Source organism: Candidatus Binataceae bacterium (genome assembly GCA_035500095.1).
Taxonomy (GTDB): domain Bacteria; phylum Desulfobacterota; class Binatia; order Binatales; family Binataceae; genus JAKAVN01.
The window spans coordinates 1-25,145 of the sequence record DATJXN010000030.1 but is presented as its reverse complement, the minus strand read 5'-3'; the positions used below and the strand labels follow the sequence as shown (position 1 = coordinate 25,145).

The following is a 25,145-nucleotide window of genomic DNA, read 5'->3' as shown; positions in this document are numbered from 1 at the left end:
CAACGCGTGCGGCGCGCCGTCTTTTCGTCTGCTAGACTTTGGCGGGTAACGCGGCGCAACGCGGCCGGCGAAGCGATCACCGGCGAAAGGCGGAAGTCTCAATATGAGCGCATCGCTTGTCGTCCTGATAATCCTGGCCGCGGTGGTGGCTTGGGCTGTGCTCGGCTACAACTCGCTGGTCAGCGTGCGCAACCAGGTGCAGAACGCATGGCGCCAGATCGACGTTCAACTGCGCCGCCGCCACGACCTCATCCCCAACCTCGTCGAGGCGGTCAAGGGCTACATGCAGTTCGAGCGCGAAACTCTAACCCAGGTGGTGGAGGCGCGTGCCAAGGCGATCAGCGCGCCTGACCAGGCCTCGCGCATGGCGGCCGAGAACCAGATAACCGGAGGACTGAGCCGCCTGCTCGCCGTGATCGAGAATTATCCGCAGCTCAAGTCCGACCAGAATGTGCTGAAGCTCCAGGAGGAGCTGACCACCACCGAGAATCAGATCGCCTTTTCGCGCCAGGCCTACAACGACTCCGTGATGCTGCTGAACACGCGCATCGAGAGTTTTCCCACCAATCTGATCGCCAACAATTTCGGCTTCAAGCAGGCCGAGTACTTCCAGGGTGCGCCCGAGGACCAGGTGGTGCCGAAGGTCGATCTTTCTATGGGCGGCGGCGCGGCACAGGCGCCTTCGACGCCGCGCGCCTGATGCCCGGGCGCGGGGATTCAGGGGATGTCTGCCGCGCGAGCCGATTTCTGGGAGCTCGAACGCCGCAATCGGCGCGAGACCGCGATTCTTGTCGCCGTCTTTGTCGCGCTCTTCACGCTGCTCGGTTTCGGCCTTGATTTCCGTTTTGGCGACCTCGCGATCGTCAATGGCACGCTGACCGGCTTTCCGGCCCTGACGCTGGTCGCGCTTACCTTCGCGATTTTCCAGGCGCTGCTTTCGTATTACGGCGGAGCCTCGCTGGTGCTCGCATCGGTGCAGGCGCGCGAGCTTACGCCCGACACGCCGCAGCATCAGATGGTGCTTGACGTGGTGCGCGAGATGGCGCTGGCGGCGCGGATGCCGGTGCCAAAGGCCTATCTGATGAACGATCCGTCTCCGAATGCGTTTGCGACCGGACGCAATCCGAATCATTCGGTGGTCTGTGTCACCCAGGGTCTCATCGACACGATGGATCGCGAAGAGGTGCAGGGCGTGCTGGGGCACGAGATGGCGCACGTGCGCGATTACGACATCCGCACCATGATGATGATCGCGGTGCTGGTGGCGGGAGTCGCGATGCTGGCCGATTTCGTTTACCGCTCGATGTGGTACACCGGCACGGTCGGCGGCGGGAGCAGCAGCCGCGACGACGACAGCCGCAGCGGGAACGGAGGCGCATTGATTGGCATCCTGGTGCTGGTGCTTGCGGTCCTCGCGCCGTTATTCGCGCAGCTGCTCGCGATGGCGGTATCGCGCGAGCGCGAGTACCTGGCCGACGCCGCCTCGGTCGAGTTCACGCGCAATCCGCGCGCGCTGCTGCGCGCGCTGGAACGAATCGCCCAGACCGAATCGCCGCTGCGCAACGCCTCGCGCGGCACCGCGCACATGTTCATCGTCAATCCGCTGCAGGGCGCGCGCGATGACGACGAGGGATTTTTTGCCAACCTGTTCTCGACTCATCCGCCGCTCGGCCGCCGTATCGAACGGCTGCGCGCGCTGCTGAACGAGACCGGCGGCCAGACGCCCGCCGCGTCTTCCATTTCTCGCAGCTGACACGCGCGGACGAAGCGCGTGCTAGCGGTTGCGATGGCGCAATTCGCGTTCGACTTCGCGCCGCGCGCTCTTGCGTTTGATCGCCTCGCGCTTGTCGTAGAGCTTCTTGCCCTTGGCCAGGCCGAGTTCGACCTTGGCACGGCCTTGGCGGAAGTAAATTTTCAGCGGAACGATCGTGTAGCCTTGCTCGCGGGCATGTCCCCACCAGCGGTCGATCTCCCGCCGATGCATCAGCAGCTTGCGCGGGCGGACTTCGTTGTGGCTGAACTGGCCGGCCGGCGCGTAGGCGCCGATGTGCACGCCAAACAGGAAGGCCTCGCCGTTTTTGATCCGCGCATAGCTGTCGCGCAGGTTAACCTTGTGCGCGCGCAGCGATTTGACCTCGGTCCCGGTCAGGGCCATCCCGCATTCCAGCACCTCCTCGATGAAGAAATCGTGGCGGGCCTTGCGATTGTCGGCGATCAGTTCGTAACCGTCGTCGGACGCTCTGGTGCTTTCCTGGCGGGCCATTCCTATGAGTTTATCCGCCCGCCGCCGCCGACATAAGCGATCCAGTCGCGCATCGCGGCGTCGGTGGTGCGAAACGCGATCTCCTCCCAGGGGATCTCGGCGGGAGCGAAGTAGCGCACTTCGCTTGCCTCGTCAGAGAGCCCCGGGCTCTCGCTTCCGGGCCGCGCGAGGTAAACCACGACCGCTGCGATCGGATTTTGCGGATCGGCATATACGCCGAGCAGGCTTTCGATCGTGACGTTCATCCCGACTTCCTCGACCGTCTCGCGCAGCGCCGCCGGCTCGGGCATCTCGCCGAAGTCGACGTAGCCGCCGGGAAAGGTCCAGAAGCCGAGGCGCGGAGGGATGGCGCGGCGGAGCAGCAGGACGCGGCCGGCGTCGATTACCAGGCATCCGGCCACCAACTTGGGGCTTTGGAAGTCGATATAGCCGCATCGCGAGCACACCTTATGACGCCTGTGATCGGGCAGCACTGGGCGCAGTTCCATCGCACCGCCGCAGAGCGGGCAGAAGCGCACGTTGGCGGGGTACTGATGCTGGATTTCGTGGCGCGGCGCCGCGGGAAGATCGTTTCGGTCGGCCATGGAGACGAGCTTGGCCGATCGGAGCGGCGCGCCGCAACCGCAGCGAACGACTAGAAGGTGAGGCGGCGGACCAGTGCCTCGCCGATCAGCAGGATCATCGCCGCGAAGAGCGGCCACGTCGCCATCGATTGCCGCGTCTCATGCTCCGGACGCGTCAGTCCGACGTCGGCGGTCGAGGGATTGAGCCGCCCGCCGCTCGCCGACGCGAGACGTTCGAGCAGCGTGTAGTTGGGTTCGGGGCGCGGCAGCTCGGCGTCGATCGCGGGGCTCACGGTGTAAGCAAGCGGCGGGAAGGCGAGCGCCTCCGCGGTGGACGCCTTGAGCGTGATGTTGTAGGTGCCGGGGCGAGGCGCGTCGAAGCTGCCGTAAAGCTCGCCTGGAACTTCCTCGGAGAGCGCGCTCTGCACGCGGCTGCCGTCGGGGCGCGTGATGGCCGCGGTGACCATCGCGGCCGAGGGGGCCGGCCGGTCGCTATAGTTGGTGAGCCGCAGATGAATGCGGCCCTCGCGATAGCCCAATGCGACGTCGAACTTCTGTTCCGTGGCTGCGGTCTCGGGCGTCATCCACGAGAAGACTTTGCTCCAGACCTGGCTGAAGATGCCGTCCTGTATCCACGGCGAGGACCATCGCCCGCTCGCATCGGTGGTGACCGCGACCGCTTTGCCGGCCGCGTAGCGCCAGCTCGCGATAAGCGGAGTGCGGGTGTTGGCGCGGTTGATAAACGCGTCGAGCGTCGCCTGCGGCTTGAGTTCGGTCGCGACGAAGCCCTTGATCGCGGGCAGCTGGCGGCCGCCAAGATCCTTGAGCAGTGCGTCGGGCCTCATCGTGTACGGCGTGAAGTCCCTTTCGACCATCGTGGCCTCGCCGCCGTGCGATTTCACGTCTTGCAAGAACATCTCCGGCAGATTCGACGCGCTGTCGGTCTGGTAGAAGCCGCCGCCGCCGTACTTGCTGATCGATTCGAGCAGCGCAAGGTTGGCCTCGCGGCCGATCGCGATGGTCGAGATCGTCACACCGCCCTCGCGATGCATTGTCGAGACAAGGTCGTAGTACATCGCGGCCGTGCCGCCGGTCTCGCCGTCGGTCAGGACCACGACGTGCTTTACCGAGGCGTTGCTGCTTGCCAGCATCCGCTCGGCCTCCTCCATCGCCGGCAGCAGGTACGTCGTGCCGTGGGCTTTCAGCCGGTTGATCAGCTCGTCGAAGTAGGGCCGGCTCTGGCTGAGCGGCGTCAACGGCACTATCACGAAGGGTTGCGAATCGAAGCCGATGACCGCGATAAGATCGGCGTCGGTAAGTGTCTTGGTGACGGTGCGCGCCGCCGCCTTGGCGTACTCCAGTTTCTGGTCGCGGCCCATCGAGCCCGACTTGTCGATTATAAGGACCAGGGCGCGGGTGCGCTCGCGATGCTGCGGCGGCTTCATGATGACCGGCAGCGCGCGCGCAAGCGGGCTGTCCTGGTAGCCGCCGAGGCCGAAACTCTCGTCGCCGCCCGCCATCGCGAGCGAGCCGCCGTCTTCGACGTAGTTGAGCAATGCCTGCTGTGCCGCGGGCGAGAGCCGCGCGCGCGGTACGTTGTTGAGCACCACGGCGTCGTAGCCCTTCAGACTGCCGCTCCAGGAGTCGCTCGCCGTGATTACGGTCGGTTCGAGGCCCATCCGGTGCACGACCGATTCGAGGTACTCGGCGTCGCGCGCCGAACCGGTAAGGATCAGCACCTTGCGCTGCGCTCCGATCCCGATCCATCCGGTCAGCGAATCATCCTCGGTGAAGACGTCTTGCGCCGGATTGGCGGGCCTGAAGGTGGCCGTGTACGAGGTCAGGCCGGACGCTTCGGCGTGGACGGGAAAGTCGAAACGCTGCTGTCCGCTCTGCAGCGCGACAGTGCGGGCGTCGGTTGGGCGGCCGTTTTGAAAAATCGAAATCGTGCCGCTTACCGGAGTTGAGTTGTAGTTGGTGGCGGTGACGCTCAGCGCGAACGGCTCCGATTTGGCCAGCGCCGGGGGCATCGTGAGACCCGTGATCGCGACGTTCGGAATGTCGCGCGCGCCGGGCGGCGTGAAGATGTAAAGCTGGATGCCCGCCGAGCGGATCGCGCCGAGCGCGCGTTCGGCGTCGCCATGGTTCTGCCATCCGTCGGTCACCAGCACGACCGACCCGTCATGGGCGGCGGGATTGGCGGCGACCTTTTGCAGCGCAGCCTCGAGGTCGGTTGCCCCGGGCGCGCAGGTTGCGCATCCGCCCTTGCCGTCGAGCCTGTCGAGCGCGCCGGCGACCGTGGTCGGCTCGGCATCGGTCCCAAAAATCACCGCCGGGTCGCTGCCGCGCAGCTTCAGATCGTCGCGCAAGAGCCTGGCCGTCCACGTGCGCATCGCTTCGGTGATACTGGCCGAGGCGTCGATAACGGCCGGCCGCGTCGTACCCTCGGTGCGCGTGATCGTCTGCGGATCGGCGAGCGCCAGCACGCAGAGCGCGAGCACTGCCGCGCGCAGGAACGGCGCCAACAGCTTGCGCGGCGTGTCCACGGCAAGCAGCGACCAGGCAAGGATCACGCCGACCGCGATCAACAGCCACAGCGCGCCCGGATTGGCCAGCTTGATGCCGGCCAGCATGAGGTCCAGGTTACGAAGGCCGCCCGGGTGCATTGCTAGACCGTGACCGCCGGCCGGCGGCGGCGATAGGCGATCAACGCCTCGACGATCACCAGCGCGACGATCGCCAGGATGAAGTCGTAGGCCACCGGCGCGCGCCGCGGCGCGACCTCGGCCATCGCGCCCGACCCGCCCGCCTCGATCTTCATCGAGGGCGTGTTTTCGAGGTCGGATGCGCGCAGGTTGGCGAGGTTGACCGCGCGCTCGGATTTGGCCCCGTCAGCCGCGACGAGCTGATAGAGGCCCTGCAGGTTGGCGCCGGTGAACAGCATTCCCGGCGTCACTTTGATCTTGTGTCCCTCGGGCGGCACGATTGCCTCAATGCCGGCCGGCACGATCCAGGGGTCGCCCGTGCGGTAGCCGGCAGTTTCGGCGCCGAAACCGGCGAGGTAGCTCAGCGCGTTGAGCGTCAGCACCGACATCGGCAGGTTTTGCCGCCCGAGGTAGGGAAAGGGATTGAAGCCGAGCGCGACGATGCGATGGCCGGAGCGTTCGCCTGCAAGCATCAGAGCGCCGCCGCTGCCAGTGACGATCGCCTGAAGCCACGGATGCTGGCCGAGGTATTCGCCGCCGTGCAGGTCGAGCAGACGGAAATTGACCGAATCGGTGAGTGCTCCGGTCGGCGGCCATCCCGTGATCTGGACGCTGGAGGTCGGCTGCACGTTAAAGCCGAAGACCGGATCCGCCGGCGGCGGCATCACCAGCAGCGTGTTGACCGGTGGCATCTCCTTGGGCACCGCGTACTCGAAAATCGCGAGGTCGGCGAGCGCGAGATCCTTGGGCGAGAAGCTTGAAGGCGACGCGACGCGGACCGATATCCCGGGCAGCGCATCCAGGCCTGCGGCGTCTGCGGGAGTTGGCGTCACGAACAGGATCGAGATCGATTTGACCGCGCCCGCGGTCGCCCAGGCAACGTTGTCGAGCTGAAAGCCGTCGCCCGGCGCGAGCGCCGCGCGATAGACGCGGGCCGGCGCGAGGTTGGGAAACTCGAGCGCGCCGACCTGGCCGGGCTCCAGACGCGCCTGCGCGTGTCCGACGGTCTTGCCGTCGCCCGCGATCGCTACTTGCAGGGTTTGCGCCGCAGGGCTGAAATTGGCCACCGTCAACCGGGCATGCAGCGCGGCCTGTCCCAGCGACTCGCGCCGGAGCACGAACGATCCGATCGCATAATTGGGCAGCGGATCGCCGGCCGCGAAGGCTTCGATCCGCGCCGGCACCGGCGCCACAAGCGGCCGCGCCCCCGCATAGATCACCCGGCGAAGGCGCGTGTCGGAAGCAAGCGCGCCAAGAAGCGTGCTCAATGCCGCCTGATCCGACGGCGCGTCGGTAGGGTGCAAATCGCCGAGCGCAGCCGACGCTTGGGCAGCGCCCACGAAGGGCGGGCCGGCTCGATGAGGCTGCGGGGCGGTCAGATAGAGCGTGACCTCGCCCGGACCTTCGCGCGCGAGTGCGTCGGTGAGGGCCGCGCGTGTCGCCTCGAAGCGGGTGCGTCCGGATCCTGCTGCGGCCTGCATCGCGGCCGAGTCGTCGAGCACCACAGCGATCGGATTGCCCTTACGGGTGACGTAGGGGCCCGCGATCGCCAGCGCGGCGAGCCCGATGATGAGCATCTCGACGAAGAACATCCAGTCCAGCCGGGGCCATCCGCCGAACCGCCTCCCGCGTCGCGCGCGCAGCGTGCGAAAGGCGAGCACGCTTGAAACCACGACGCGGCGCGGCCGCTCGCGCACGAGGTACGCGAGCCCAAGCGCGGGGATCAGCGCGAGCAGGTAATAGAGCGCGGACGGATTGAGCAATCCCATCGTCGCCGCTAATGCCTTCTCAGGCCGAATTCGGCCGAGGCGCGGAGGAAGAAGTCGTGGAAATTCAGGTCGGTGGTATAGAGCGTGTAATGCAGTCCCTGGCGCAGGCAGAAGGTTTTGATCTCTCGCGCGAGTCGCTCGAGCGTCTTGCGATACTGTTCGCGCTCGCGATTCCCGATCGACGCCATCACGCGCTCGCCGCTCTCCGCATCGACCAGCTCGACGTCGCCCGCCAGTCCTGCCCCCGCCATTTCGCCGCCGCCGAGAATCTGGACCGCGGTCACGTCCATGTTGGCGGCGGTGAAGAGGCCAAGTCCGCGCGTCACGGATTTTATCATCATCAGGTAGTCCGAGATGACAAAGACTTTGCCGGCGCGGCGAATCGAAACCAGCTCGCGCGCGAGCGCCGCGGCAAGGTCGAGCTCTCCGGCCGGCCGGACGGCGCCCAGGCGCTGGGCCAGCTCGACGATCCGATGACGCCCATAGAGGAAACCGGGCGCAACCGCCTTGCCTTCTCCGGCCAGCACGCGAACCATCACGCGGTCGCCTTGCGCGAGCGCGACGTAGGCGAAGGCGAGCGCGGTCGCGACCGCCATCGGGAATTTGCGATCGGCCTCGGGCAGGCCCATCGAGGCGCTGGCGTCCAGAAAGATGTAGGTGAGGAGGTCTTCCTCCTCCTTGAACAGTTTGATGTAGAGTTTGTCGGTGCGGCCGTAGAGGCCCCAGTCGATGTAGCGGAAGTCGTCGCCGAGCGCGTAATGGCGGAAGTCGCTGAACTCGAGCGACGAGCCGCGCCGCGGCGACAGATGCGAGCCCTTGCCGAGCCCCTCGAACTCGCGCCGCGTCTTGATCCGTAGGTGCTCGAGCCGGGCCAGAAAGTCCGGCGTGAATTCCTCGGGCAGTCCCAGCATCGAGGGTTACGCGCGCGGCTTCTTCAGCCGCTTTAGCGCCTGGTCGAGGATCGAATCGGTGCTGACGTTTTCCGCCTCGGCCTGAAAGTTGCGCAGCAGACGATGGCGCAGCGCGGGCACGACGCCGTCGGCGATGTCGTCGTAGCTGACGCTGACCCGGCTATCGAGCAGCGCGTTTACCTTGGAGCACAGGATTAGCGCCTGGGCGCCGCGCGGGCTCGGCCCGAAGCGCAGGTATTGGGAGACCTCGGGGATTGCGCCGGGGCCGTTGGGCGTGCAGGCGCCGATTATCCCGATCACGTAGCGCTCGATCGGCTCGGCCACCATCACCTCGCGCACGAGCGCCTTCAGCTGTTCGATCGCGACCGGGGCGCTGGTCGCGGGAAAGATGGGCTGAGCGACATGCGTGGTGGCGCCGGTGGTGCGGTTCAAGATCTCGCGCAGCTCTTCGGGCTTGGGCGAGCCCATCACCACCTTGAACAGGAAGCGATCCATCTGCGCTTCGGGCAGCGGATAGGTGCCCTCGAGCTCGATCGGATTCTGCGTCGCCAGCACCATGAACGGCGGTTCGAGCTGATAGGTTGTGCCGAAGACCGTCACCTGCCGCTCTTCCATCGCCTCCAGCACCGCGGACTGCGTCTTGGGCGTGGCCCGGTTGATTTCGTCGCCGAGCACCACATGCGCGAAGATCGGGCCGGGCTTGAAATGAAACTCGCGCCGGCCGTCGGATTCGGTCAGGACCTGGGTGCCGACGATGTCCGAGGGCATCAGGTCAGGCGTGAACTGGATACGCTTGAAGCTGAGTCCCAGCGCGTCGCTGGCGGTCTTGCACATCAGGGTCTTGCCAAGTCCGGGGACGCCCTCGATTAGAACGTGGCCGCCCGCGAACAGTGCGGTCAGCGTTTTGCGGATGACGTCCTGGTGGCCGACGATTACCTTGCCGACCTCGGCTTCGGCGCGCGCGAAAGTGCGTTGGAATTCAGCGACGCGCTCGGCTGGCGTGATTTGCGGGGCCGCTCCCATGCCTTCTCCTTGGTTATGACTGACCTTGCCGCATGACTAATGAATCAGGTCCCGGTAGCGCGGTGGTACAAGCTGGCGTTCCTCGGGTGAAGCGTCAAGCCGCTCGGGCTTGAGCGGGACGTTGGCGTAGGGGACACGCGCCGTCGGCCGGCTGGTGTCGGGTGCCAACTTGCCGCCGCTGGCCGAGACGACCTCGGTCGGCAGACGGAAGAGCACGTAGCGGGCGTCGCGAATTTCAATCGCCGGTCCTTCACCCGGCTTATAGAAACGCGGGGAGTTTTCGGGCACCGGGAATTCGCCCAGATGGGTGTCGCCGTGGCCGCCTTTTTCGTTCTTGCCGCCCTTTGTGCCGCCCGCCGGTGCTTCGTTCATCGCGTGGGCGTCCGGATGGGGAAGCGGAATATTTCCCTGTGCCGTCGCGTCGGGCTGCTGCGCAGGTCCCTTCTTGTTGGGATTGGCGCCCGGCTTCAGCGCGTTGCCTTTGTCGCCCTGCCCGGACTTCGGAGCGCTATTTTTGGACTCTTCTGCGCTTTCGATTTGCGCCTGCGCCTTGGAGAGGTCGTTCTGCAACTCGACTATCTGTTCCTTGCCCTTGGGACCGTTGGGATTGTTTCCCTGATTCTGACCCTGACCCTGGCCTTGGCCCTTACCCTGGCTTTTTCCCTGGCCGTCACCGGTGTCCTGGCCTTGGCCGTTGCTCTGACCGGTTCCCTTTCCGGAATTGCCCTTGCCGCTGCTGCTGCTCGAGCTGTTGTTCGCGGATTGCTGCGGTGAAGATCCCTGTTGCTGCTTTTGCAGCTCGCTCATCGCTTCAGCCAGCCGGGCGAGCTTCTCCTGCGGGGGAAGATCGGGATTCTCCAACGCGTCGGCGGCGGCGCGTAGCTTGGAAGCGAGGTCGTTGTCGGCGGATGAGGGCGAGGCTGCGAGCCCTCTAGCGGCGGCGCGCAGCTTGCGCGCTTCCAATTGCTCGGGCGTGGGCGGCCGCACCAGCGCTAGCGCGGCGGCCGCGAGCATCACGACGATAACCGCCGCGATCGGCAACGAGCGCACGAGCGGCCGGCCGACCTCGAAGGCGAAAGCGCCGTTGGGGTCGAAACGCTCGAGGTATCCGGCCGCGCGGCGCCACAGCACGGGGAACAGCGGGGTTCGACGGGCGCGCTCCGCGGGAGGTTCGGCGGGATCGGCCAGGCTCGCGAGCGTGACGATCTCCTGATGGCCGCCGACCACGTCGTCAACGCGCCCCGCTGCATCGATAAAATTGTCCGCCTCGCGCCAGGCCCGCCAAGCCATCAGGGCGCATCCGGCCATCGCGGCGACGCCCGCAAACAGCAGAGCCAGGCGCAAGTCTCCAAGCTTTACGGGCGTGATCGCGTAGCCGGCGCGCTCCCACGTCGCGACGCCGATCGCGCGAAGCGCGCCGGCCAGCACGAGCGCGGTGAGTGCGGGAACGAAAAGCGCAAGTCCGGCGCGAAGCGCTGCGACCTGCTTAAGCCGCCGGCGCGCGGCGACAATCTGCTCGACGGGATTGATCACGACGGTGTCATCTTCTGATGGACGCGGGCACGGAAGCGGCGCCGGTCGCGAGCGTTGGCGCTCCGTGGGCGGATTCCCGAGCGTTCAGGGCGTTAAGCTTGCGCACGATCTCGATATTGCGTTGATGCTCGCGCAAGGTGCGCGAAAAAATATGAGTTCCGTCGTTGCGAGCCACAAAATACAGATAATCCGTGTGCGCAGGATAGAGCGCCGCCATTATCGACGACATTCCAGGATTTGCAATCGGTCCCGGCGGGAGTCCGGCGAACGAGTACGTATTATAGGCAGACGCAGTATGCACCGCCGTCGCCGCAGGCTCAATTTCTCCATCCGGATTATACTGAGCGGTGGGATCGGACTGAAGCGGCATCCCCAGCCGCAGACGATTGTAGAACACACTCGCGATCGTCGGTCGTTCGCCCGCCACCTTGGCCTCTTTCTCTATAATCGAGGCGAGCGTCACCAGTTCATGGGGGCTCAGGTTAAGCTCGAACAGCCGCTCATCGGTATGGGATGGGAGCGCGCCATAGAACCGCCCCAGCATCGCGGCCAGGATCCGCTCGACATTCGCATGCGGCGAGAAGCGATAAGTCGCCGGGAACAGATAGCCCTCGGAGCCCAGGGGTTCCAGTCCTAACGCAGCCGGCAGCGGACCCGAGCGCGCGGCTTCCTCGAACTGGCGTTGGCAAACCAGGCCCGCATCCTCGAGCCGCTCGGCGATTTGATGCAGCGTCGCACCTTCGGGAATCGCGACCGTCACCGTGACGAAGTCGCCATTGACCAGGTGCCGGAGGACCTCGGAGACGCGCTCACCGCCAGTGAAGGCATACTCGCCGGGCTTGAGACTGCGCCCGCCTCCGGTGCATTCCGCGTACAGCATCATGGCGCGCGCGCTGCGGACGACGCCTGCGGCGGCCAACCGGCGCGCGACCGAACCAAGTGAATCGCCCGGGTCAACGGATACGATCCTTGGCGCCATGAATCTCGGCACTGGGATAAGGCACGCATAGGTTAGCCAGCCTGCGGCCGCGACCGCACCGAGCGCTACCAGGCCTGCCGCTGCTTTAACGTACCGATTCACTAAGTCGGCGGCTTTCCAGCCATCCTTCAAGAATGATCGCCGCCGCAACGGCGTCGCGCGAGGCCTTCGTGGCCTTGCGCGAAGCTGAGGACTCCGCAAGCCGCTCGCTGGCCTCGAAGCTGGTCAACCGCTCGTCGAACATCTCGACCGCGACCCCCATCGCCGCACGCAGATGCTCGGCAAAGGTTCTGGCCGCACGGGCTGACGGTCCCTCGGTGGCGTCCATGCTCAACGGCAAGCCGACGACGATAAGCGAGACATCGCGGGCCAGCAATTGTGCCCGTATTTCGTCGAGATCAAGTTTGAGCGAACGGCGTTCGATTGTGCCTACGGGATAAGCGGCCCGACCGTCACTTATTGCCAATCCTATCCGTTTTCGCCCGAAATCGATGCTTGCGATTGCCATAGCACGTCTTAACTCAATTTATATGCATTATTAGGAAAGCTGTTAATAGGGGGCTGCGGGACTGTTGCGTATCGGGGTAAAATGCCCTAACGTGAGCACGATGGTTCGGGGGACCCTCGCTCGTATATTACCGCGTCTGGTCACGGCCTTGGTGGTCGCCGCCTTGGCCTCAGTCGCCTCCGTCCATCTCTTTTTCCAGGCCGGAGAGCCTCCGCCGCCCACCGTGGCGCTGATGGATTTGCAGCCAGGCCGTCTCGATAACGGGTCGGCGGAGCTTCCCGAAACCGCCTCTCCGGCGCCCGATCCGATCATCATCCAGCTCACCCTCGATCGCTCGGCTTCCGTGCTCCGCTATCTCGAGGATGCCGGACTGGATCCCGCGGAGGCGCAGAACTGGGCCAATCACTTCCAGGAAGTCGCCAACACCGGGACGATGAAGGAAGGCCACTCGCTGATCCTCTACAAGGATCCTGAAACCGGCGATCTGCGCGACCTGCGCTATGACCTTAACACGAACGTCGCGATTCGCGAGCACGCCTTGGGCTCGGGCGTGATCCGGACCTCGCGCGACCTTATCGAGTACGACCTAAGACGCGTGAGTGTCGCGTTTACCGTAGGTCGCAGCTTCCGCACAGCCGCTCAGCTTCATAATCTGCCGGAGCCGATCGTCTACACGCTCGAGAACGCTTTCAGCGACCACCAGCCGCTCGATGAACTGCCGTCGGGCTCGGTCGTCAAGCTGATCTACCAGGAAAAGGTGGCGCGCGACGGCAGCTACGACCTGGTGACCGGCGTCGAGGCCGCGCAGATCGAGTCGGAAGATCGAGTCATGACCGCGTTCGCCTTTCGCGACGAGCATGGCCAGCCGCGCTTGTTTGACGCCAACGGCCAGGAATTGGGCGCGCCGCAGGCCCTGCGCTTCCCGGTCAAGTTCAACTACATTTCTTCCGGTTTTACCTTCCATCGCTACCATCCGATTCTCCACGAGTATCGGCCGCACGTAGGCGTTGATTTGGCCGCCAGCTATGGCACGCCCGTTCAGGCGGTGGCGGACGGCCGGGTCGAGTTCGCGGGGTGGTGCGGCGAGCTTGGCCGATGCGTGCGGCTGGACCACGCCCAGGGCATGGTGAGCATCTACGGCCATCTGTCGGAGATTACGCAAGGACTTGATCACGGCGAATGGGTGTCGCTGGGCCAGGTCATCGGGCGCGTCGGCTCAAGCGGTCTTTCGACCGGACCGCATCTGCATTTCGCGCTGGAGCGCGAGGGCCATTACGTCAACCCGCTGACCGAGAGTATCGGCGTCAACCATCAAGTATCGCCGCGGATGCGCTCGATGTTCGAGCAGTTCAAGGAAAATTATCTCGCGATGCTGTCGAAGCTGCCCGACCTCGGGGGCCATTTCCACGTGGGAGCCTCTGCGAGCACGCAGGCTGCGACGGGCGAGGCGACTGCGCGTCCAGTGTCAGGGCAGGTTACGCGCAGGCACTCGCGGCATCGTTGGCGTGCGTGGTCCGCTTCAGTCGAGCGCTGATTTTCTGCGCCCGCCGTGGCCCGTTCCGAGCTGAATAACGATTTCTTCGGTCTTCCCGCTCCGCGCGTGATCGCTCATCGCGGGGCAAGCGGAGAATATCCCGAAAACACTCTTGTCGCGTTTCGCGCGGCTGCCGACGCCGGCGCTTCGTACCTGGAGCTTGACGTCCACATGACCCGCGACGGTACGATCGTCGTCAGCCACGACTCGCATCTGACGCGTACCTGCGGCCTTGACGCCGCCGTCCGTGATCTCAGGCTGGCCGAGCTCAAGCGCGCTGACGCGGGATGGGGTTTCAGCTCGGAGGCGGCCGCTGCCGGCGAGAGCGCCTTCCCGTTTCGCGGGCGCGGAGTCGAAATACCGGCGCTGGCCGAGGTTTTCGCCGCCTTTCCCGAACTCGGTTATGTGATCGAGGTCAAGCAGAGTTCGCCGAGCCTGGTTGCGCCGTTGCTCGAGGTAATCGAACAGGCCGGGATGCGCCGGCGAGTGCTGATCGCGAGCGAGGACGAAGTCCCGATCCGCGAGATGCGCGCGCTCGCGCCTGATCTTCCGACGGGATTTCCCTATTCCGAGATTGTCGGCTTCATGGCGTCGCTGCCGCCGGGTGCCGAGCCGTACGAGCCGCGCGGCCACGCGTTGCAGATCCCGCCGGAGTACGAATCGTGGCGGCTGGTGACCGCCGAGAGCGTCGACGCGGCGCATCGGATGGGCGTCGAGGTCCACGTGTGGACGGTCAACGACGCGGCCGAGATGCGCGCGATGCTCGCGCTCGGTGTCGACGGCATCATTACCGACTATCCGGCTCGCCTGCTCGCGCTCCTGTAGCGATTCAATGTCATCCCGCGCCCGGGACGAGGGGCCTGCCGTGCGCCGCCGTGGCTTTCCTGGCGCGACGGGCTTCTGTTACGATTCGACGCGCTCCAAGCCGCGCCCCGCGCCCGGAGGTGGATTTCGATGAAACTCGACACGATGCTCTCTGTTCGCGACCTGCACGAGGTTCCCAGGGCGGCCAAGGCCGCCGAAGATGCCGGCTTTGACGCTATCTGGTCGATGGAGGCGGGCAACGACGGCTTCCTGCCGCTGGCGCTTGCGGCCGAGCACACCAGGCGGATCAAGATGGGCCCGGCGGTCGCGATCGCTTTCCCGCGAAGCCCGATGGTCACCGCCTACACTTCCTACGACCTCGCGCGGCTCTCGGAGGGACGCTTCGTGCTGGGCCTGGGCACCCAGGTCAAGGGTCACATCGAGCGCCGCTACGGGATGCGATGGGAGCCGCCGGTGGCCAAGCTGCGGGAGTACCTGGAATCGCTGGCCGCGATTTTCAAGTGCTGGAACGAAGGCGGCGCGAAGCTCTCGTACAAGGGCAAATACTACAACTTCTCACTGATGACGCCGTTCTTTGCTCCGCGGCCGCATCAGTTCAAGGTCCCGATTTACATCGCAGGCGTGAACGAGCGCATCTGCCGCCTCGCGGGCGAGCTATGCGACGGCCTGCACGCGCATCCGTTCAACTCGCCCAAGTACCTGCGCGAGTTCGTGATGCCGCATCTCGAAGAGGGCTTTAAAAAATCCGGCCGCGCGCGCAAGGACTTCACGGTCTTCACCACTGCCTTCGTGGTGGTGGGCGGCAAGGACGAGGAGATCGAAAAGGCGCGCGAGGCGGTGCGTCAGCAAATCTCGTTTTACGCCTCCACCCGCACCTACCAGGTGGTACTCGATACCCACGGATGGGGCGACGTCGCGGCGCGCCTGAACGAGAAGGCGGCCAAAGGCGACTGGACAGGGATGGCCAAAGAGATCACCGACGAGATGCTCGAGACCTATTCGGTCAGCGGCAAATGGGACGACATCGCGGCCAAGGTCAAGGCGCGCTACGACGGCCTGCTCGATCGCGTTGCCTTCTACATGCCGTACAAGGCGGGCGCCGACGAGGACGCCTGGCGAGAGCTCTGCCGGCAGTTCAACGGATAGGACCCGCACCCGTCTCAGCTTAAGCCGCGCCAGTCTCGGCGCACGCCTGGCGAGGGCGCCTACTTGTCGAGCGTCGAGCCCAGTTCCGCGATCTTCTTCCTCAGCAGGCTGACCAGCGCCGGATAGCCGTCGTTGTTGAGCACGCGGTTGAACTGCTGGCGGTAGTTGGCCATCACGCTTATTGCGTCGATATTCAGATCGTAGATCCTCCAGGCCGTGCTGTCGCGCCTTAGCAGGTAGTCGACCTTGATCGGCTGCGCCTGATCTTTGAGCATCACGGTGCTGTGAACCTCGGCGTAGTCCGTTCCGTCGAATTGCTGGCCGGTGAAGTTGACGGTGGAGTGCGCCGCGGTGTCGCGGATCTTCTGCACGCCGTATTCCTGGAGTTTGCTCAGGTACACGTTCTCCATGAACGCGGTGAACACCTGGACGAATTCGGATTGCTGCGCCGGCGTGATCTGGCGCCAGTGATAGCCGAGCGTGGTGCGCGCCATGTCGGCAAAGTCGAAATTGGCTTCCGCGATCTCGCGCAGCCGCTTGTCGCGCGCGGCCGTCGGCGTCTGAGTGTCGCGCACCACGGCGGTCGCTTGATCGATTACCGCCTTGACCATGGCGGTCGGATCGCCGCCGCCTATCACGGCCGCGGAGGCGGATGCCTGCGCTCGCGCGCGGCCCGGTATCAGGGCGCCGGCGGCGCAAAGTGCGGCAACAAGCAGGAACAGGGGGATTACGCCGGTATTAAGCGCCGAGCAGTATGTCGCCCGAGCGTCATCATCGGAAGAGCCTGCGCGCCTTCCCAGGCGGGCATGGACTGGGGTGGACATCGTGTGTGTGTAAATCATCACCGGTCATTATCGGCCCTTCGGCAACCCTTTTAAACCACCTCTGATGCTTGGCCATCGGATGCGCCAAGGGCGCGAATAAGCTACGCTATCGGGCGATGCACAAGCGTGTGCTTTATGCCGCGGATCCGCGATGGGCCGCGATGGCCGACCGGCTGGACGAGCTCATGGCGGACGGAGGATTTCGTCCGCTCAAGGACGAGGCGCGCACGCGCGCCGGTCTGCTCCAGGGGCCGGACGGTGCGTTCGTATTCGTCAAGCGCGTGCACACGGGCTCGTGGATGAAGGGCGTCGTCGCGGCCGCGCGCGGCTCGCGGGTGCGGCGATGGCTCGACGGCGCGGCGATGCTTTCGAGGGCGGGGTTCAATCGTCCGAGGCCGCTGGCCGCGGTCGAGGTGCGCCGCGCGGGCGCGGTCAGCGAATCCTACCTGGTATGCGAGGCGCTCAGCGACGCGACCGTGCTGAGCGGCGCCGTGCTGGACGGCGGGCGGGTGCATTTTCGTTCGCGCCGCTCGCTGCTGAGCGCGGTCATGCGCGAGGTTCGCCGTCTGCATGACGCGGGGCTTTACACGCTTGATTTGCAGGAGACCAACCTGATGGTGCAGGAGCGCGACGGCGCTCCGCCGCGCATCAGCTTCGTCGATCTCGAGGATTTTCGCCGGGTGCGATCGGTTTCCTGGCAGAGAAGGATGCTCAATCTCATCCACCTCGACCGCAGCATCGGGCGCTTCCTGAACCGTCCGGCGCGGTTACGATGCCTTTACGACTATCTCGACGCGGACCCGATGGACCGTGACGAGCGGCGGCGCACTGTTGCCCAGTTCTGGCGACTGCGCGATGGGCTCGAAAGCCGCCGCCGAGCGCGTGCGCCGCGCCTCGCCAGCGCGCCGCCGGCAGGTCGCGCGAACGGCGCGGAACCGGCCGCCGCGGACGGGTTTGCGCCGCCGCAGCGCACCCGTTAGCGCGCAAAGGCGCCCGCCATCCCACCGAGTCATGGCTTTTTCGGTTCTCAGACGCGAGTACGATCATCATACCGAGCAGGTCCACGCGGCCGGCGGCTCGAGTCTGCGCGACCTGATGCTCGGACTGAATGACGGCCTGGTCGCGTCTTTCGCGGTCACCTCGGGCGTGGCCGGCGCATTCGCTTCGAGCAGGATCGTGGTGATGGCAGGGCTGGCCGAGATGCTCGGCGGCGCGGTCTCAATGGGCCTCGCGGCGTTCATCTCCGCGCGCTCGCAGATCGAGTTCTACCACAGCGAAATCGAGCGCGAGCGCGACGAGATTCAGCGATGGCCCGAGCGCGAACGCGAGGAGATCCGCGCAATTTACCGCGGCAAGGGTTTCGGCGGCGAATTGCTCGAGCGCATCGTCGCCCATATCACCGCCGACCCCGAGCGCTGGAGCGACGTGATGATGCGCGAGGAGCTGGGGATGGCGGTCGAATCGTTCGACAAGCCGCTGCGCTCGGCGCTGACGGTCGGTTTGTCGTATTTCGCGGGCGCGACGGTGCCGGTGCTCGGCTATCTCTTTGTCCCGGCGCACGAGGGGTTGATTATCTCGGTAATCGCGACGGTCGGGACCTTGTTTGCGGTCGGCGCTGCCAAAACGATAATCACGGCCCGCTCCTGGTGGCGGAGCGGACTGGAAAGCATGGCGACCGGCATCGCCGCCGCCGCCGTGACCTACGGCGCAGGGAGTTTCTTCGGGCGCCGCTGAGGCGGGCGCCGAAGAGTTCGACACGGCGCTCAGCCCGTGTTCATCGCAGCGTTGACCCCGGCGGCGCATCCTCGCTATCACTGCCAGATACCGATGAATCAGAACGCCGGCTTGACCTCGCCGGAGCGCATCACAGCGGCTTCGCTGCCGCGCCGAACGGTATGGGAAGCCTGGCTGTCGCCTTGGTATTCGTCGCGGCCGTTCGCTTTCACCTTGCTGGCGATCGCGGTGATAGTCGGCGCGTACTACCGTTTCCATCAGCTTGATCGTTGGGACATGAACGGTGACGAGGCGGTAGCGTGGGCAGCTGCGACCAAGCCAAGCCTGCACAAGGCGGCAGAAACGTTCTGGAAAGTCGAATATGGCGGCAAGCTTCCGGTCTACGACATCGTGCTGCATATATGGGTCCGGCTTTTCGGCGACAGCCTGTTCGCCATGCGCGCGATGTCAGCGGCGCTGGGGACGCTCGCGGTCGTCCTTCTGTTTGCTGCGGTGCGCGAAGTTGGCCGTTCGCTTGGCGGCCCGGAGGGCGCTGAAGCCGGCGAGGTCGGCGGAGGGTTCGCAGCTCTGATCTGTGCACTGAATCTCAAGATAGTGCTGTCGGATCGCACGGCTCGGGAGTTTCCGTTACTGATAGTGGCCGAACTGCTGCAGATAATTTTTTTCGTGCGCGCCCATCGGCGTACGGCGTTCTTGGAGTTAGCGGGCATCGCGGTCTGCACCGCGATAATGCTTGCCGACAACTACTGTTCCACTTTCCTGCTTTTCGGAGAAGCGCTCTGGCTCGGCGGGCTGCTGCTCGCCCGGTGGGCAGGGTCGCCGCAAGCCCTCGCGCTATCGGTCTTCCGCCCGGGTTTGGGAGTGGCCGCAGGCGTCGTTTTGCTCGTGCCGTTCGTACCGCTTGCTGTCGAATCTTCACGCCGAGCCGTCCAGGCGGGCGCGGTCGATTGGATAAGGCTTCGTCCGATCTCCTGGCCCTACGACGTGTTCCGCCATGCGGCGGGAGAACATCTGTTGTTGGAGTTGCTGGAGTTTTCGATCCTGTTTGGCCTGTTCCGCCAGTGGCGCTCTGCTGGCCGCTTGGTCTGGGCCTTTCTGGCGGCCTGGATGCTGGGGCCGGTGCTGGCAGCATTTCTGGCCACCTACCTGATCCATCCGATGGAATTGCCGCGCTATGTGCTCATCGCGTTCCTAGGTATGTTCGCGTTAGCCGGCTTCGGAGCCGGCTCTGTCCGCAGCACCGCCGTGCGTATACTGCTCGCCGCGTTGATCATTTTTGTTTCGCAGCGAGCAGTGGGACGAGGGTTGGAGATTTTTGAAGGCACTTCGTGGCGCGAAGCTACCGAATTGGCTGTCGAACGGACCGCGGCCCGCGATCCGATCGCGGTCTTCCTGCCGTACAACGTCGAAGTCGTGCGTTTCTATCTGCCGCCCGCGCGCCGCATGGCGGTCGTTGGTATGGATACCGCGTGCGGTGCGGCGCCGGTACTGCTGTTAAGCGATCGAAAGATAGCTCGGCCTGAACAGATCGCAGCGGCCGAGGCATGCTACCCGCGCGTTGTTGCAAAGCTCCGGGAGGTCGAGGTCCGCGCGCGTTGACGATTTTGAGAGGCATCTGCCGCCCCTTACTCGCCAGCCTGGTCTGGCGTTGACCCTGATGGCGCATCCTCGCTACCACTAAGCGATACCGTGAAGCAGAACGTTGGCTTGACCTCGCCGGAGCGCATCACCGACGCTTCGCCGCCGCCGCCGCGTCGAACGGTGTGGGAAGCTGCGCTCGAGGCCTGGCGCTCGTCGCGCCTCTTCACACTCGTCCTGCTCGCGCTGGCCCTTGGCCTTGGCGCCTATTATCGCTTTCACAAGCTTGCCCGATGGGACATGAACGGTGACGAAGCCGTGGCCTGGGCGGCCGCTATCAAGCCGGCCTTAAGGCAGGTGACGGCCACGTTCTGGCGATTCGAGAACGGTGGCAAGCTCCCGCTCTTCCACATCGCGTTGCACGAATGGGTGCGGCTTTTCGGCGACAGCCTGTTCGCGATGCGCGCGATGTCGGCGGCGCTGGGGACGCTCGCGATTCTTTTGTTGTTTTTTGCGGTGCGCGAGGCCGGCCGTTCGCTGGGCGGCGCGGCGGGTGCCGAGGCCGGCGAAGTCGGCGGAGCGTTCGCCGCGCTGATCTATGCGCTCAATTTGACGATCCTCGCATCCGATCGCACGGCGCGCGAGTTTCCGCTGCTGACCGTGGCGGAGCTGGCGCAGATCATTTTTTTCCTGCGCGCGCAGCGCTGCGGCGGCTGGATCAACTACCTTGGGGTCGCAATCTTTACCGCGATCATGCTGCCGACGAATTACACCGCGAGTTTCCTGCTCGCCGCCGAAGCGCTATGGCTCGGCGGCCTGTTGATCGCCGGATGGGTCGGCTCCGCGCGCGCCCGCGAGCTCGCGATCTTTGCGCCGGGTTTTGCAGTATGCGCCGGTGTCGCGATGCTCGCGCCGCTGTTGCCGGGAATCTTCGCCACTTCGCGTCAGGCCGTGGCCGCGGGCGCGGTCGGCTGGATAAAGCTTCAACCGATCGCGTGGCCGTACACGGTATTCAGGGACGTCGTGGGCAAGTGGCGGCTCTTCGAACTGTTCGAGCTTTTGATCGTGTTCGGCCTGTTTTGGCAATGGCGCTCCGCGGGACGCGTGGCCTGGGCCTTCCTGGCTGTCTGGATGCTCGGGCCGGTGCTGACGGTGTACCTGGTGACCTACCTGATCCAGCCGATGGAATTTCCGCGCTACGTGCTGATTGCCTTCGTGGGCCTGTTCGCGCTCGCCGGTTTCGGCGCGGGCTCCGTGCGCAGCACCGCCGTGCGTATCGCGATCGCCGCAATGATCGTTCATCTTTCGGTGCCGCTGGTCGACGATTGGTTCAAGGCGCTGCGCGACGGGGCCTGGCGCGAAGCTGCGGCACTGGCGATGCAGAATGCGGGCGGCGGCAAGATTGCAGTCTGTCCGTCATATAACCTGCAGGTAGTGCGCTTCTACTTGCCCGTCGCGAGGCGCCCCGCCGCGGTCGGCATGGACGGAGAAAAGTGCTCTTCCGCGCCGGTGATGATCCTGAGCGGCCAGGGAGTGATGCCAGACCAGGAATTCGCGGCCGCCCAGGCCTGCTATCCGCGCCTCATTGCGCGTCTTCAGCTGGTCGAAGTGCGCGGGCGCTGAAGCTCGAAGATCATGCCTCGGCCGCGATCGTCGCGGCGCGGGCCGTATCGTAACGGGCGAGCGCGCAGAGCCGTTCATAAAGTCGGACCATGCGGCGCGGCACGGCGGCGCTTGGCCGCGAGCGGTTGAGTTCGGGGGCGGCGAAATCGCGATCGATCCCGACCCCCAGCCGGCGCGTCAACTCTGCGTCCGCCGAATGATTAAGCAACTGGTTGTAGTGCACGAACATCCAATCGCCGCCCTGTGTATAGTGCACCTCCAGGATCCAGCGATACATCGCCTCCCATACCTTCAACGCCCAGCGCGTATCCAGCGCGAGGTCCTTCATATAGTCGGCGCGCTCGCGGTAGCGGACGATGCTTGCAGCCGTCGTGGCTGGGTCGCGGAAAACGCATAACAGGAGCGCGTCGCCGATATACGGCCGCCAGACCTGAAGCGTGTACGAAAACCTGGGGTCCTTGAAGCAGAACGGCCGGCGCGCCGTCACCGCCGCGATCCGCCGGCCCATCGCAGTCGAACAGTCGATCGTCACGCCGGGGCGCAGCACCGCAACCCAGTGCTGCAATTCGCCGAGCACCGGGGCGTCGCCGAACAGCAGCTTGCGCAGTGCGCGGGGCGGCGACTTGGGCGACACGGAAGCGATCAGTCCGTCGTTAATCTGGTTGACTTCGCGATCCTCGAATTGTCCCTTGGGGTTGTTCTCGTTGGCGGGCCAAATCTCGTCGCCCATGAAGTAGCCGGCCTTGGCGAGGATGCCGGCCGCCATGCTCGTGCCGCTGCGGCCTGAGCCCAGGATCAGGCAGTTGCGCTGATTCATCGCGTGGTTTTAGTAGAGCGCGAGAGGCGCGCGGCCGGCGAGCAGTTCTTCGGCGAAGCCGGCGTGGCTTGGGGGTGGAGGCGGAATCCGGAGGAGCCCTTTGCGGCGCATCGTCGCAAGCGCCGCGCGATGGGGCAGCATCGCGTACCATGCCCTGAGCACGTCGTCGCGCTGAAGCGTGGGACGCTTGCCGTTTTCGTCCATCGGCTGATTCGTCATGACCGCACGCAATTGATGGCGCATCTGCGGCGATGAAACGTCGGGTTGGTAGCGCAGCACGCAGAGCAGCGCGCTGCGCGCTTCGCGCATGTCGCCCGCTTCGAGGCAGCGCAGGCCCTTTACCGTCAGCAGCCAGCGGTAGAGCGCCGCCGAGCGCCGCACCATCCTGTCGCCCGGCTCGCCGTAGCGTTTGCGCATCCGCTGCGTGAAGACGCGGAAGCCGGGCGCGTATTTGCGCATGCGTTCGACGAACGGAGTCAGCCGGTAGCGCGCGAGCGGTTCGGGTACGAAAGCGAAGTCGCCCAGTTCGCGCAGTAAGAACCATAAATCGGCGTCATCGAAGCCCCCGGCGCCGCGGAATTCTTCCGCCTGGCCGCCGACCCGGTCGAAGACCCAGCGCCGGATAGTTACGGTGCTGGGCAGGATCGGCCATCCTCCCTCCTCCATCAGGTTCTCCATCAACGGTGGGCGCGCCATGCCGGGATGCAGGTAGGTGGGCGCCAGCGCAATACCATTGCGATCGATCGGCACCACGTCGGAAAAGGCCATCGTGGTGGTCGGATGGGTCTGCAGGGCGGCGATCGTTTTCTCAAGCCGTCCGGGGAGCCATTCGTCGTCGGCGTCGAGAAAGGCCAGGAAATGTCCTCGCGCGTGATCCACGGCGATGTTGCGCGCCGCGGCCAACCCGCGGTTTCTTTCCTTGCGGATGACCCGGATGCGGTCGCCGTAACCGGCGAGCACGCGCGCCGTGCCGTCGCGCGAGCCGTCGTCGACCACGACCACCTCGAGGCTTTCGATTTGCTGCGCGAGCGCGCTGTCGATCGCGCGCGCGACGCATCCTTCTCCGTTGTAAACGGCGATTATCGCCGAGGCCAGTGGCGCTGACATCCGCTCATGCTAGGCGTTGGCCGCGCCGCGCGCGGGCGCTTCGTCGTCATCGGGCATATAGAACTGCAGATCGCAGAGCTTGCGATACGCGCCGTCGAGCGCCAGGAGTTCCTCGTGGGTGCCCGCTTCGACGATCTCGCCGTTGACGATCACGAAGATGCGATCGGCGCGGCGCACGGTGGACAGCCGATGGGCGATCATCAGGGTGGTGCGGTTCACCATCAGCCGCTCGATCGCGTCCTGCACCACGCGCTCGCCCTCAGAGTCGAGGTTCGAGGTCGGCTCGTCGAGGATCAGGATCGGCGCATTCTTGAGCAGCGCCCGCGCGATCGCCAAGCGCTGACGCTCGCCGCCCGAGAGCCGCACTCCCATCTCACCCACCAGGGTGTCATAGCCGTTGGGCAGGCGGGCGATGAAGTCATGGGCGTTGGCGGCCTTGGCCGCGGCCACGATCTCATCGAAGTCTCCCGTGCCGCCGCCATAGGCGATATTGGTGCGGATCGTGTCGTTGAACAGGAACGTATGCTGCGATACCAGTCCGATTTCCGCGCGCAGCGACTTGAGCGAGTAGCGCTTGGCGTCGATGCCGTCGATCAGCATCTCGCCCTTGTTGGGGTCGTAAAAGCGCGGAATCAGATCGGACAGCGTCGATTTGCCGCCGCCGCTCATCCCCACCAGCGCCACGGTCTCGCCCGCGCCGATCTTCATGTTGATGTTGCGCAGCACCCAGTCGCCGTCGGGGTTGTAGCGGAACAAGACCTTGCGGAACTCGATGCTATGCGGGCCGTGTTTGAGTTCGAGCGCGCCGGGAGCGTCGTACACCTCGGGCGGGTGATCGATAATCGTGAACACCCGTTCGGCCGAGACCAGGCCCTGTTGGATCGAATTGTTGGTGCCCGCGATTCTTTTAAACGGCCTGTAGATAATCAGCATCGCACCGATAAACGCGCCGAAGGTGCCGGGCGAGCGGGTTCCCACGATCACCGCCGAGACCCCGTACCACAGCACCGCCACCACCGCGAAGGCGCCGAGAACCTCGATAAACGGGCTGCTGAAGGCGCTGGCGCGCAGCACCCGGCGCATCATCTGGAGCTGTTTCTTGAGCATCGCGCGAAAGCGCTGGGATTCGTACTCCTCCATCCCGAACGCCTTGACCACGCGGCATCCCTGCACCGCCTCCTGCATCAGCACCGAGATGTCGCTGAGCTTGCGCTGCGCGCTGCGGGCAGTTTTGCGCACCTTTCTCGCGGCGCCGATGATCGGCAGAATCGCGACCGGAAACACCACGAAGGCCAGCAGGGCAAATCTGAAATCCATCCAGAACAGGCCGCCGACCAGGGCAAAGAGCGTAAGGCTGTCGCCAATCAGCGAGATCAGGCTGTTGGTTATGATCGACGAGGCCTGCTGAACGTCGTTGAGCGAGCGGGTGAGCAGGTTTCCGGTGGGCGTCCAGTTGAAGAACGAAAGCGGCAGCCGCTGCAGGCGATCGTTGAATTCGCCGCGCAGGTCCATTGCCGTTTTCATTCCGATGTAGTCGGTAAGGAAGCTGGCCAGGAAGTCGGTGAGCGCGCGTACGACGAACACCACCAGAATTCCGAGGCTCAGCATGTGCAAGCGATGCAGGGTCAGCGGGTTGCCGGCCTTGAGCGTGGAGAGCGAGTTGATGGTTTCCTTGATCAGGTAGGGTATAGCGCCGTTGGCGG

22 protein-coding genes are annotated in these 25,145 nt (G+C 65.2%); 9 read left to right on the top strand and 13 right to left on the bottom strand.

Annotated elements, in window-relative coordinates:
• Window positions 1-103: 103 nt before the first annotated feature.
• Together VMI09_04235 and VMI09_04230 are read left to right on the top strand one after the other, a co-directional pair.
• Window positions 104-700, top strand: coding sequence for a LemA family protein (locus VMI09_04235; protein ID HTQ23879.1), 597 nt, complete (start codon window positions 104-106; stop codon window positions 698-700).
• Between the two features lie 24 nt (window positions 701-724).
• Window positions 725-1,753, top strand: coding sequence for a M48 family metallopeptidase (locus VMI09_04230; GenBank protein HTQ23878.1), 1,029 nt, complete (start codon window positions 725-727; stop codon window positions 1,751-1,753).
• Between the two features lie 21 nt (window positions 1,754-1,774).
• Here VMI09_04230 and smpB read toward each other — a convergent pair whose 3' ends face one another.
• The 9 genes from smpB to ruvX are packed head-to-tail and all read right to left on the bottom strand — an operon-like array spanning window position 1,775 to window position 12,254.
• On the bottom strand, window positions 1,775-2,263 hold the full coding sequence (gene smpB / locus VMI09_04225) for an SsrA-binding protein SmpB (GenBank protein HTQ23877.1): 489 nt from the start codon (window positions 2,261-2,263) through the stop codon (window positions 1,775-1,777).
• A gap of 2 nt (window positions 2,264-2,265) precedes the next feature.
• Window positions 2,266-2,847 (bottom strand): NUDIX hydrolase, encoded by a 582-nt coding sequence (locus VMI09_04220; GenBank protein ID HTQ23876.1) that lies wholly within the window; start codon window positions 2,845-2,847, stop codon window positions 2,266-2,268.
• Between the two features lie 50 nt (window positions 2,848-2,897).
• Window positions 2,898-5,492 carry a VWA domain-containing protein gene (locus VMI09_04215; GenBank protein HTQ23875.1) on the bottom strand — a complete coding sequence of 865 codons (2,595 nt, stop codon included), beginning with the start codon at window positions 5,490-5,492 and terminating at the stop codon, window positions 2,898-2,900.
• Window positions 5,493-5,494: 2 nt separating this feature from the next.
• Window positions 5,495-7,300 carry a BatA domain-containing protein gene (locus tag VMI09_04210; protein HTQ23874.1) on the bottom strand — a complete coding sequence of 602 codons (1,806 nt, stop codon included), beginning with the start codon at window positions 7,298-7,300 and terminating at the stop codon, window positions 5,495-5,497.
• An 8-nt stretch (window positions 7,301-7,308) separates the two neighbouring features.
• The gene (locus VMI09_04205; protein ID HTQ23873.1) at window positions 7,309-8,211 is read right to left on the bottom strand and encodes a DUF58 domain-containing protein; all 903 of its coding nucleotides are present in this window, start codon (window positions 8,209-8,211) and stop codon (window positions 7,309-7,311) included.
• Window positions 8,212-8,217: 6 nt separating this feature from the next.
• Window positions 8,218-9,234, bottom strand: a complete 1,017-nt coding sequence (locus VMI09_04200; GenBank protein ID HTQ23872.1) for a MoxR family ATPase — start codon at window positions 9,232-9,234, stop codon at window positions 8,218-8,220.
• A 36-nt stretch (window positions 9,235-9,270) separates the two neighbouring features.
• The gene (locus VMI09_04195) at window positions 9,271-10,767 is read right to left on the bottom strand and encodes a hypothetical protein (protein HTQ23871.1); all 1,497 of its coding nucleotides are present in this window, start codon (window positions 10,765-10,767) and stop codon (window positions 9,271-9,273) included.
• A gap of 7 nt (window positions 10,768-10,774) precedes the next feature.
• Window positions 10,775-11,848, bottom strand: a complete 1,074-nt coding sequence (gene mltG, locus VMI09_04190) for an endolytic transglycosylase MltG (GenBank protein ID HTQ23870.1) — start codon at window positions 11,846-11,848, stop codon at window positions 10,775-10,777.
• Window positions 11,832-12,254, bottom strand: a complete 423-nt coding sequence (gene ruvX, locus VMI09_04185) for a Holliday junction resolvase RuvX (GenBank protein HTQ23869.1) — start codon at window positions 12,252-12,254, stop codon at window positions 11,832-11,834. The genes mltG and ruvX overlap by 17 nt, the downstream gene beginning before the upstream one ends.
• Before the next feature lie 163 nt (window positions 12,255-12,417).
• Between ruvX and VMI09_04180 the strand changes: the two genes are divergently transcribed.
• The 3 genes from VMI09_04180 to VMI09_04170 all read left to right on the top strand — a co-directional run bounded on the left by VMI09_04180 (window position 12,418) and on the right by VMI09_04170 (window position 15,759).
• Window positions 12,418-13,788 (top strand): M23 family metallopeptidase, encoded by a 1,371-nt coding sequence (locus VMI09_04180; GenBank protein HTQ23868.1) that lies wholly within the window; start codon window positions 12,418-12,420, stop codon window positions 13,786-13,788.
• A gap of 15 nt (window positions 13,789-13,803) precedes the next feature.
• Window positions 13,804-14,613 carry a glycerophosphodiester phosphodiesterase gene (locus tag VMI09_04175; protein HTQ23867.1) on the top strand — a complete coding sequence of 270 codons (810 nt, stop codon included), beginning with the start codon at window positions 13,804-13,806 and terminating at the stop codon, window positions 14,611-14,613.
• A gap of 129 nt (window positions 14,614-14,742) precedes the next feature.
• Window positions 14,743-15,759: a TIGR03617 family F420-dependent LLM class oxidoreductase gene (locus tag VMI09_04170; GenBank protein ID HTQ23866.1), complete on the top strand. Its 1,017-nt coding sequence runs from the start codon at window positions 14,743-14,745 to the stop codon at window positions 15,757-15,759.
• Window positions 15,760-15,818: 59 nt separating this feature from the next.
• On the opposite strand, the gene VMI09_04165 is transcribed toward VMI09_04170, so the two are convergent.
• Window positions 15,819-16,370: an ABC transporter substrate-binding protein gene (locus VMI09_04165; protein ID HTQ23865.1), complete on the bottom strand. Its 552-nt coding sequence runs from the start codon at window positions 16,368-16,370 to the stop codon at window positions 15,819-15,821.
• Between the two features lie 329 nt (window positions 16,371-16,699).
• Between VMI09_04165 and VMI09_04160 the strand changes: the two genes are divergently transcribed.
• The 4 genes from VMI09_04160 (at window position 16,700) to VMI09_04145 (ending at window position 21,518) form a co-directional block, all read left to right on the top strand.
• Window positions 16,700-17,563, top strand: coding sequence for a lipopolysaccharide kinase InaA family protein (locus VMI09_04160; GenBank protein HTQ23864.1), 864 nt, complete (start codon window positions 16,700-16,702; stop codon window positions 17,561-17,563).
• 31 nt (window positions 17,564-17,594) lie between these two features.
• On the top strand, window positions 17,595-18,317 hold the full coding sequence (locus VMI09_04155) for a VIT1/CCC1 transporter family protein (protein HTQ23863.1): 723 nt from the start codon (window positions 17,595-17,597) through the stop codon (window positions 18,315-18,317).
• Window positions 18,318-18,353: 36 nt separating this feature from the next.
• A complete protein-coding gene (locus tag VMI09_04150; GenBank protein ID HTQ23862.1) occupies window positions 18,354-19,916 on the top strand; it encodes a hypothetical protein in 1,563 nt (520 codons plus the stop codon).
• Window positions 19,917-20,006: 90 nt separating this feature from the next.
• Window positions 20,007-21,518 carry a hypothetical protein gene (locus tag VMI09_04145; protein HTQ23861.1) on the top strand — a complete coding sequence of 504 codons (1,512 nt, stop codon included), beginning with the start codon at window positions 20,007-20,009 and terminating at the stop codon, window positions 21,516-21,518.
• 10 nt (window positions 21,519-21,528) lie between these two features.
• Here the strand turns inward: VMI09_04145 and VMI09_04140 are convergent, their stop codons facing one another.
• The 3 genes from VMI09_04140 to VMI09_04130 all read right to left on the bottom strand — a co-directional run.
• Entirely contained in the window at window positions 21,529-22,335 is an 807-nt protein-coding gene (locus tag VMI09_04140; protein ID HTQ23860.1) for a sulfotransferase, read from the bottom strand.
• Between the two features lie 9 nt (window positions 22,336-22,344).
• Window positions 22,345-23,442: a glycosyltransferase family 2 protein gene (locus tag VMI09_04135; protein HTQ23859.1), complete on the bottom strand. Its 1,098-nt coding sequence runs from the start codon at window positions 23,440-23,442 to the stop codon at window positions 22,345-22,347.
• Window positions 23,443-23,451: 9 nt separating this feature from the next.
• Window positions 23,452-25,145 (bottom strand): ABC transporter transmembrane domain-containing protein (locus VMI09_04130; GenBank protein ID HTQ23858.1); only part of this gene is annotated, 1,694 nt, incomplete at its 5' end.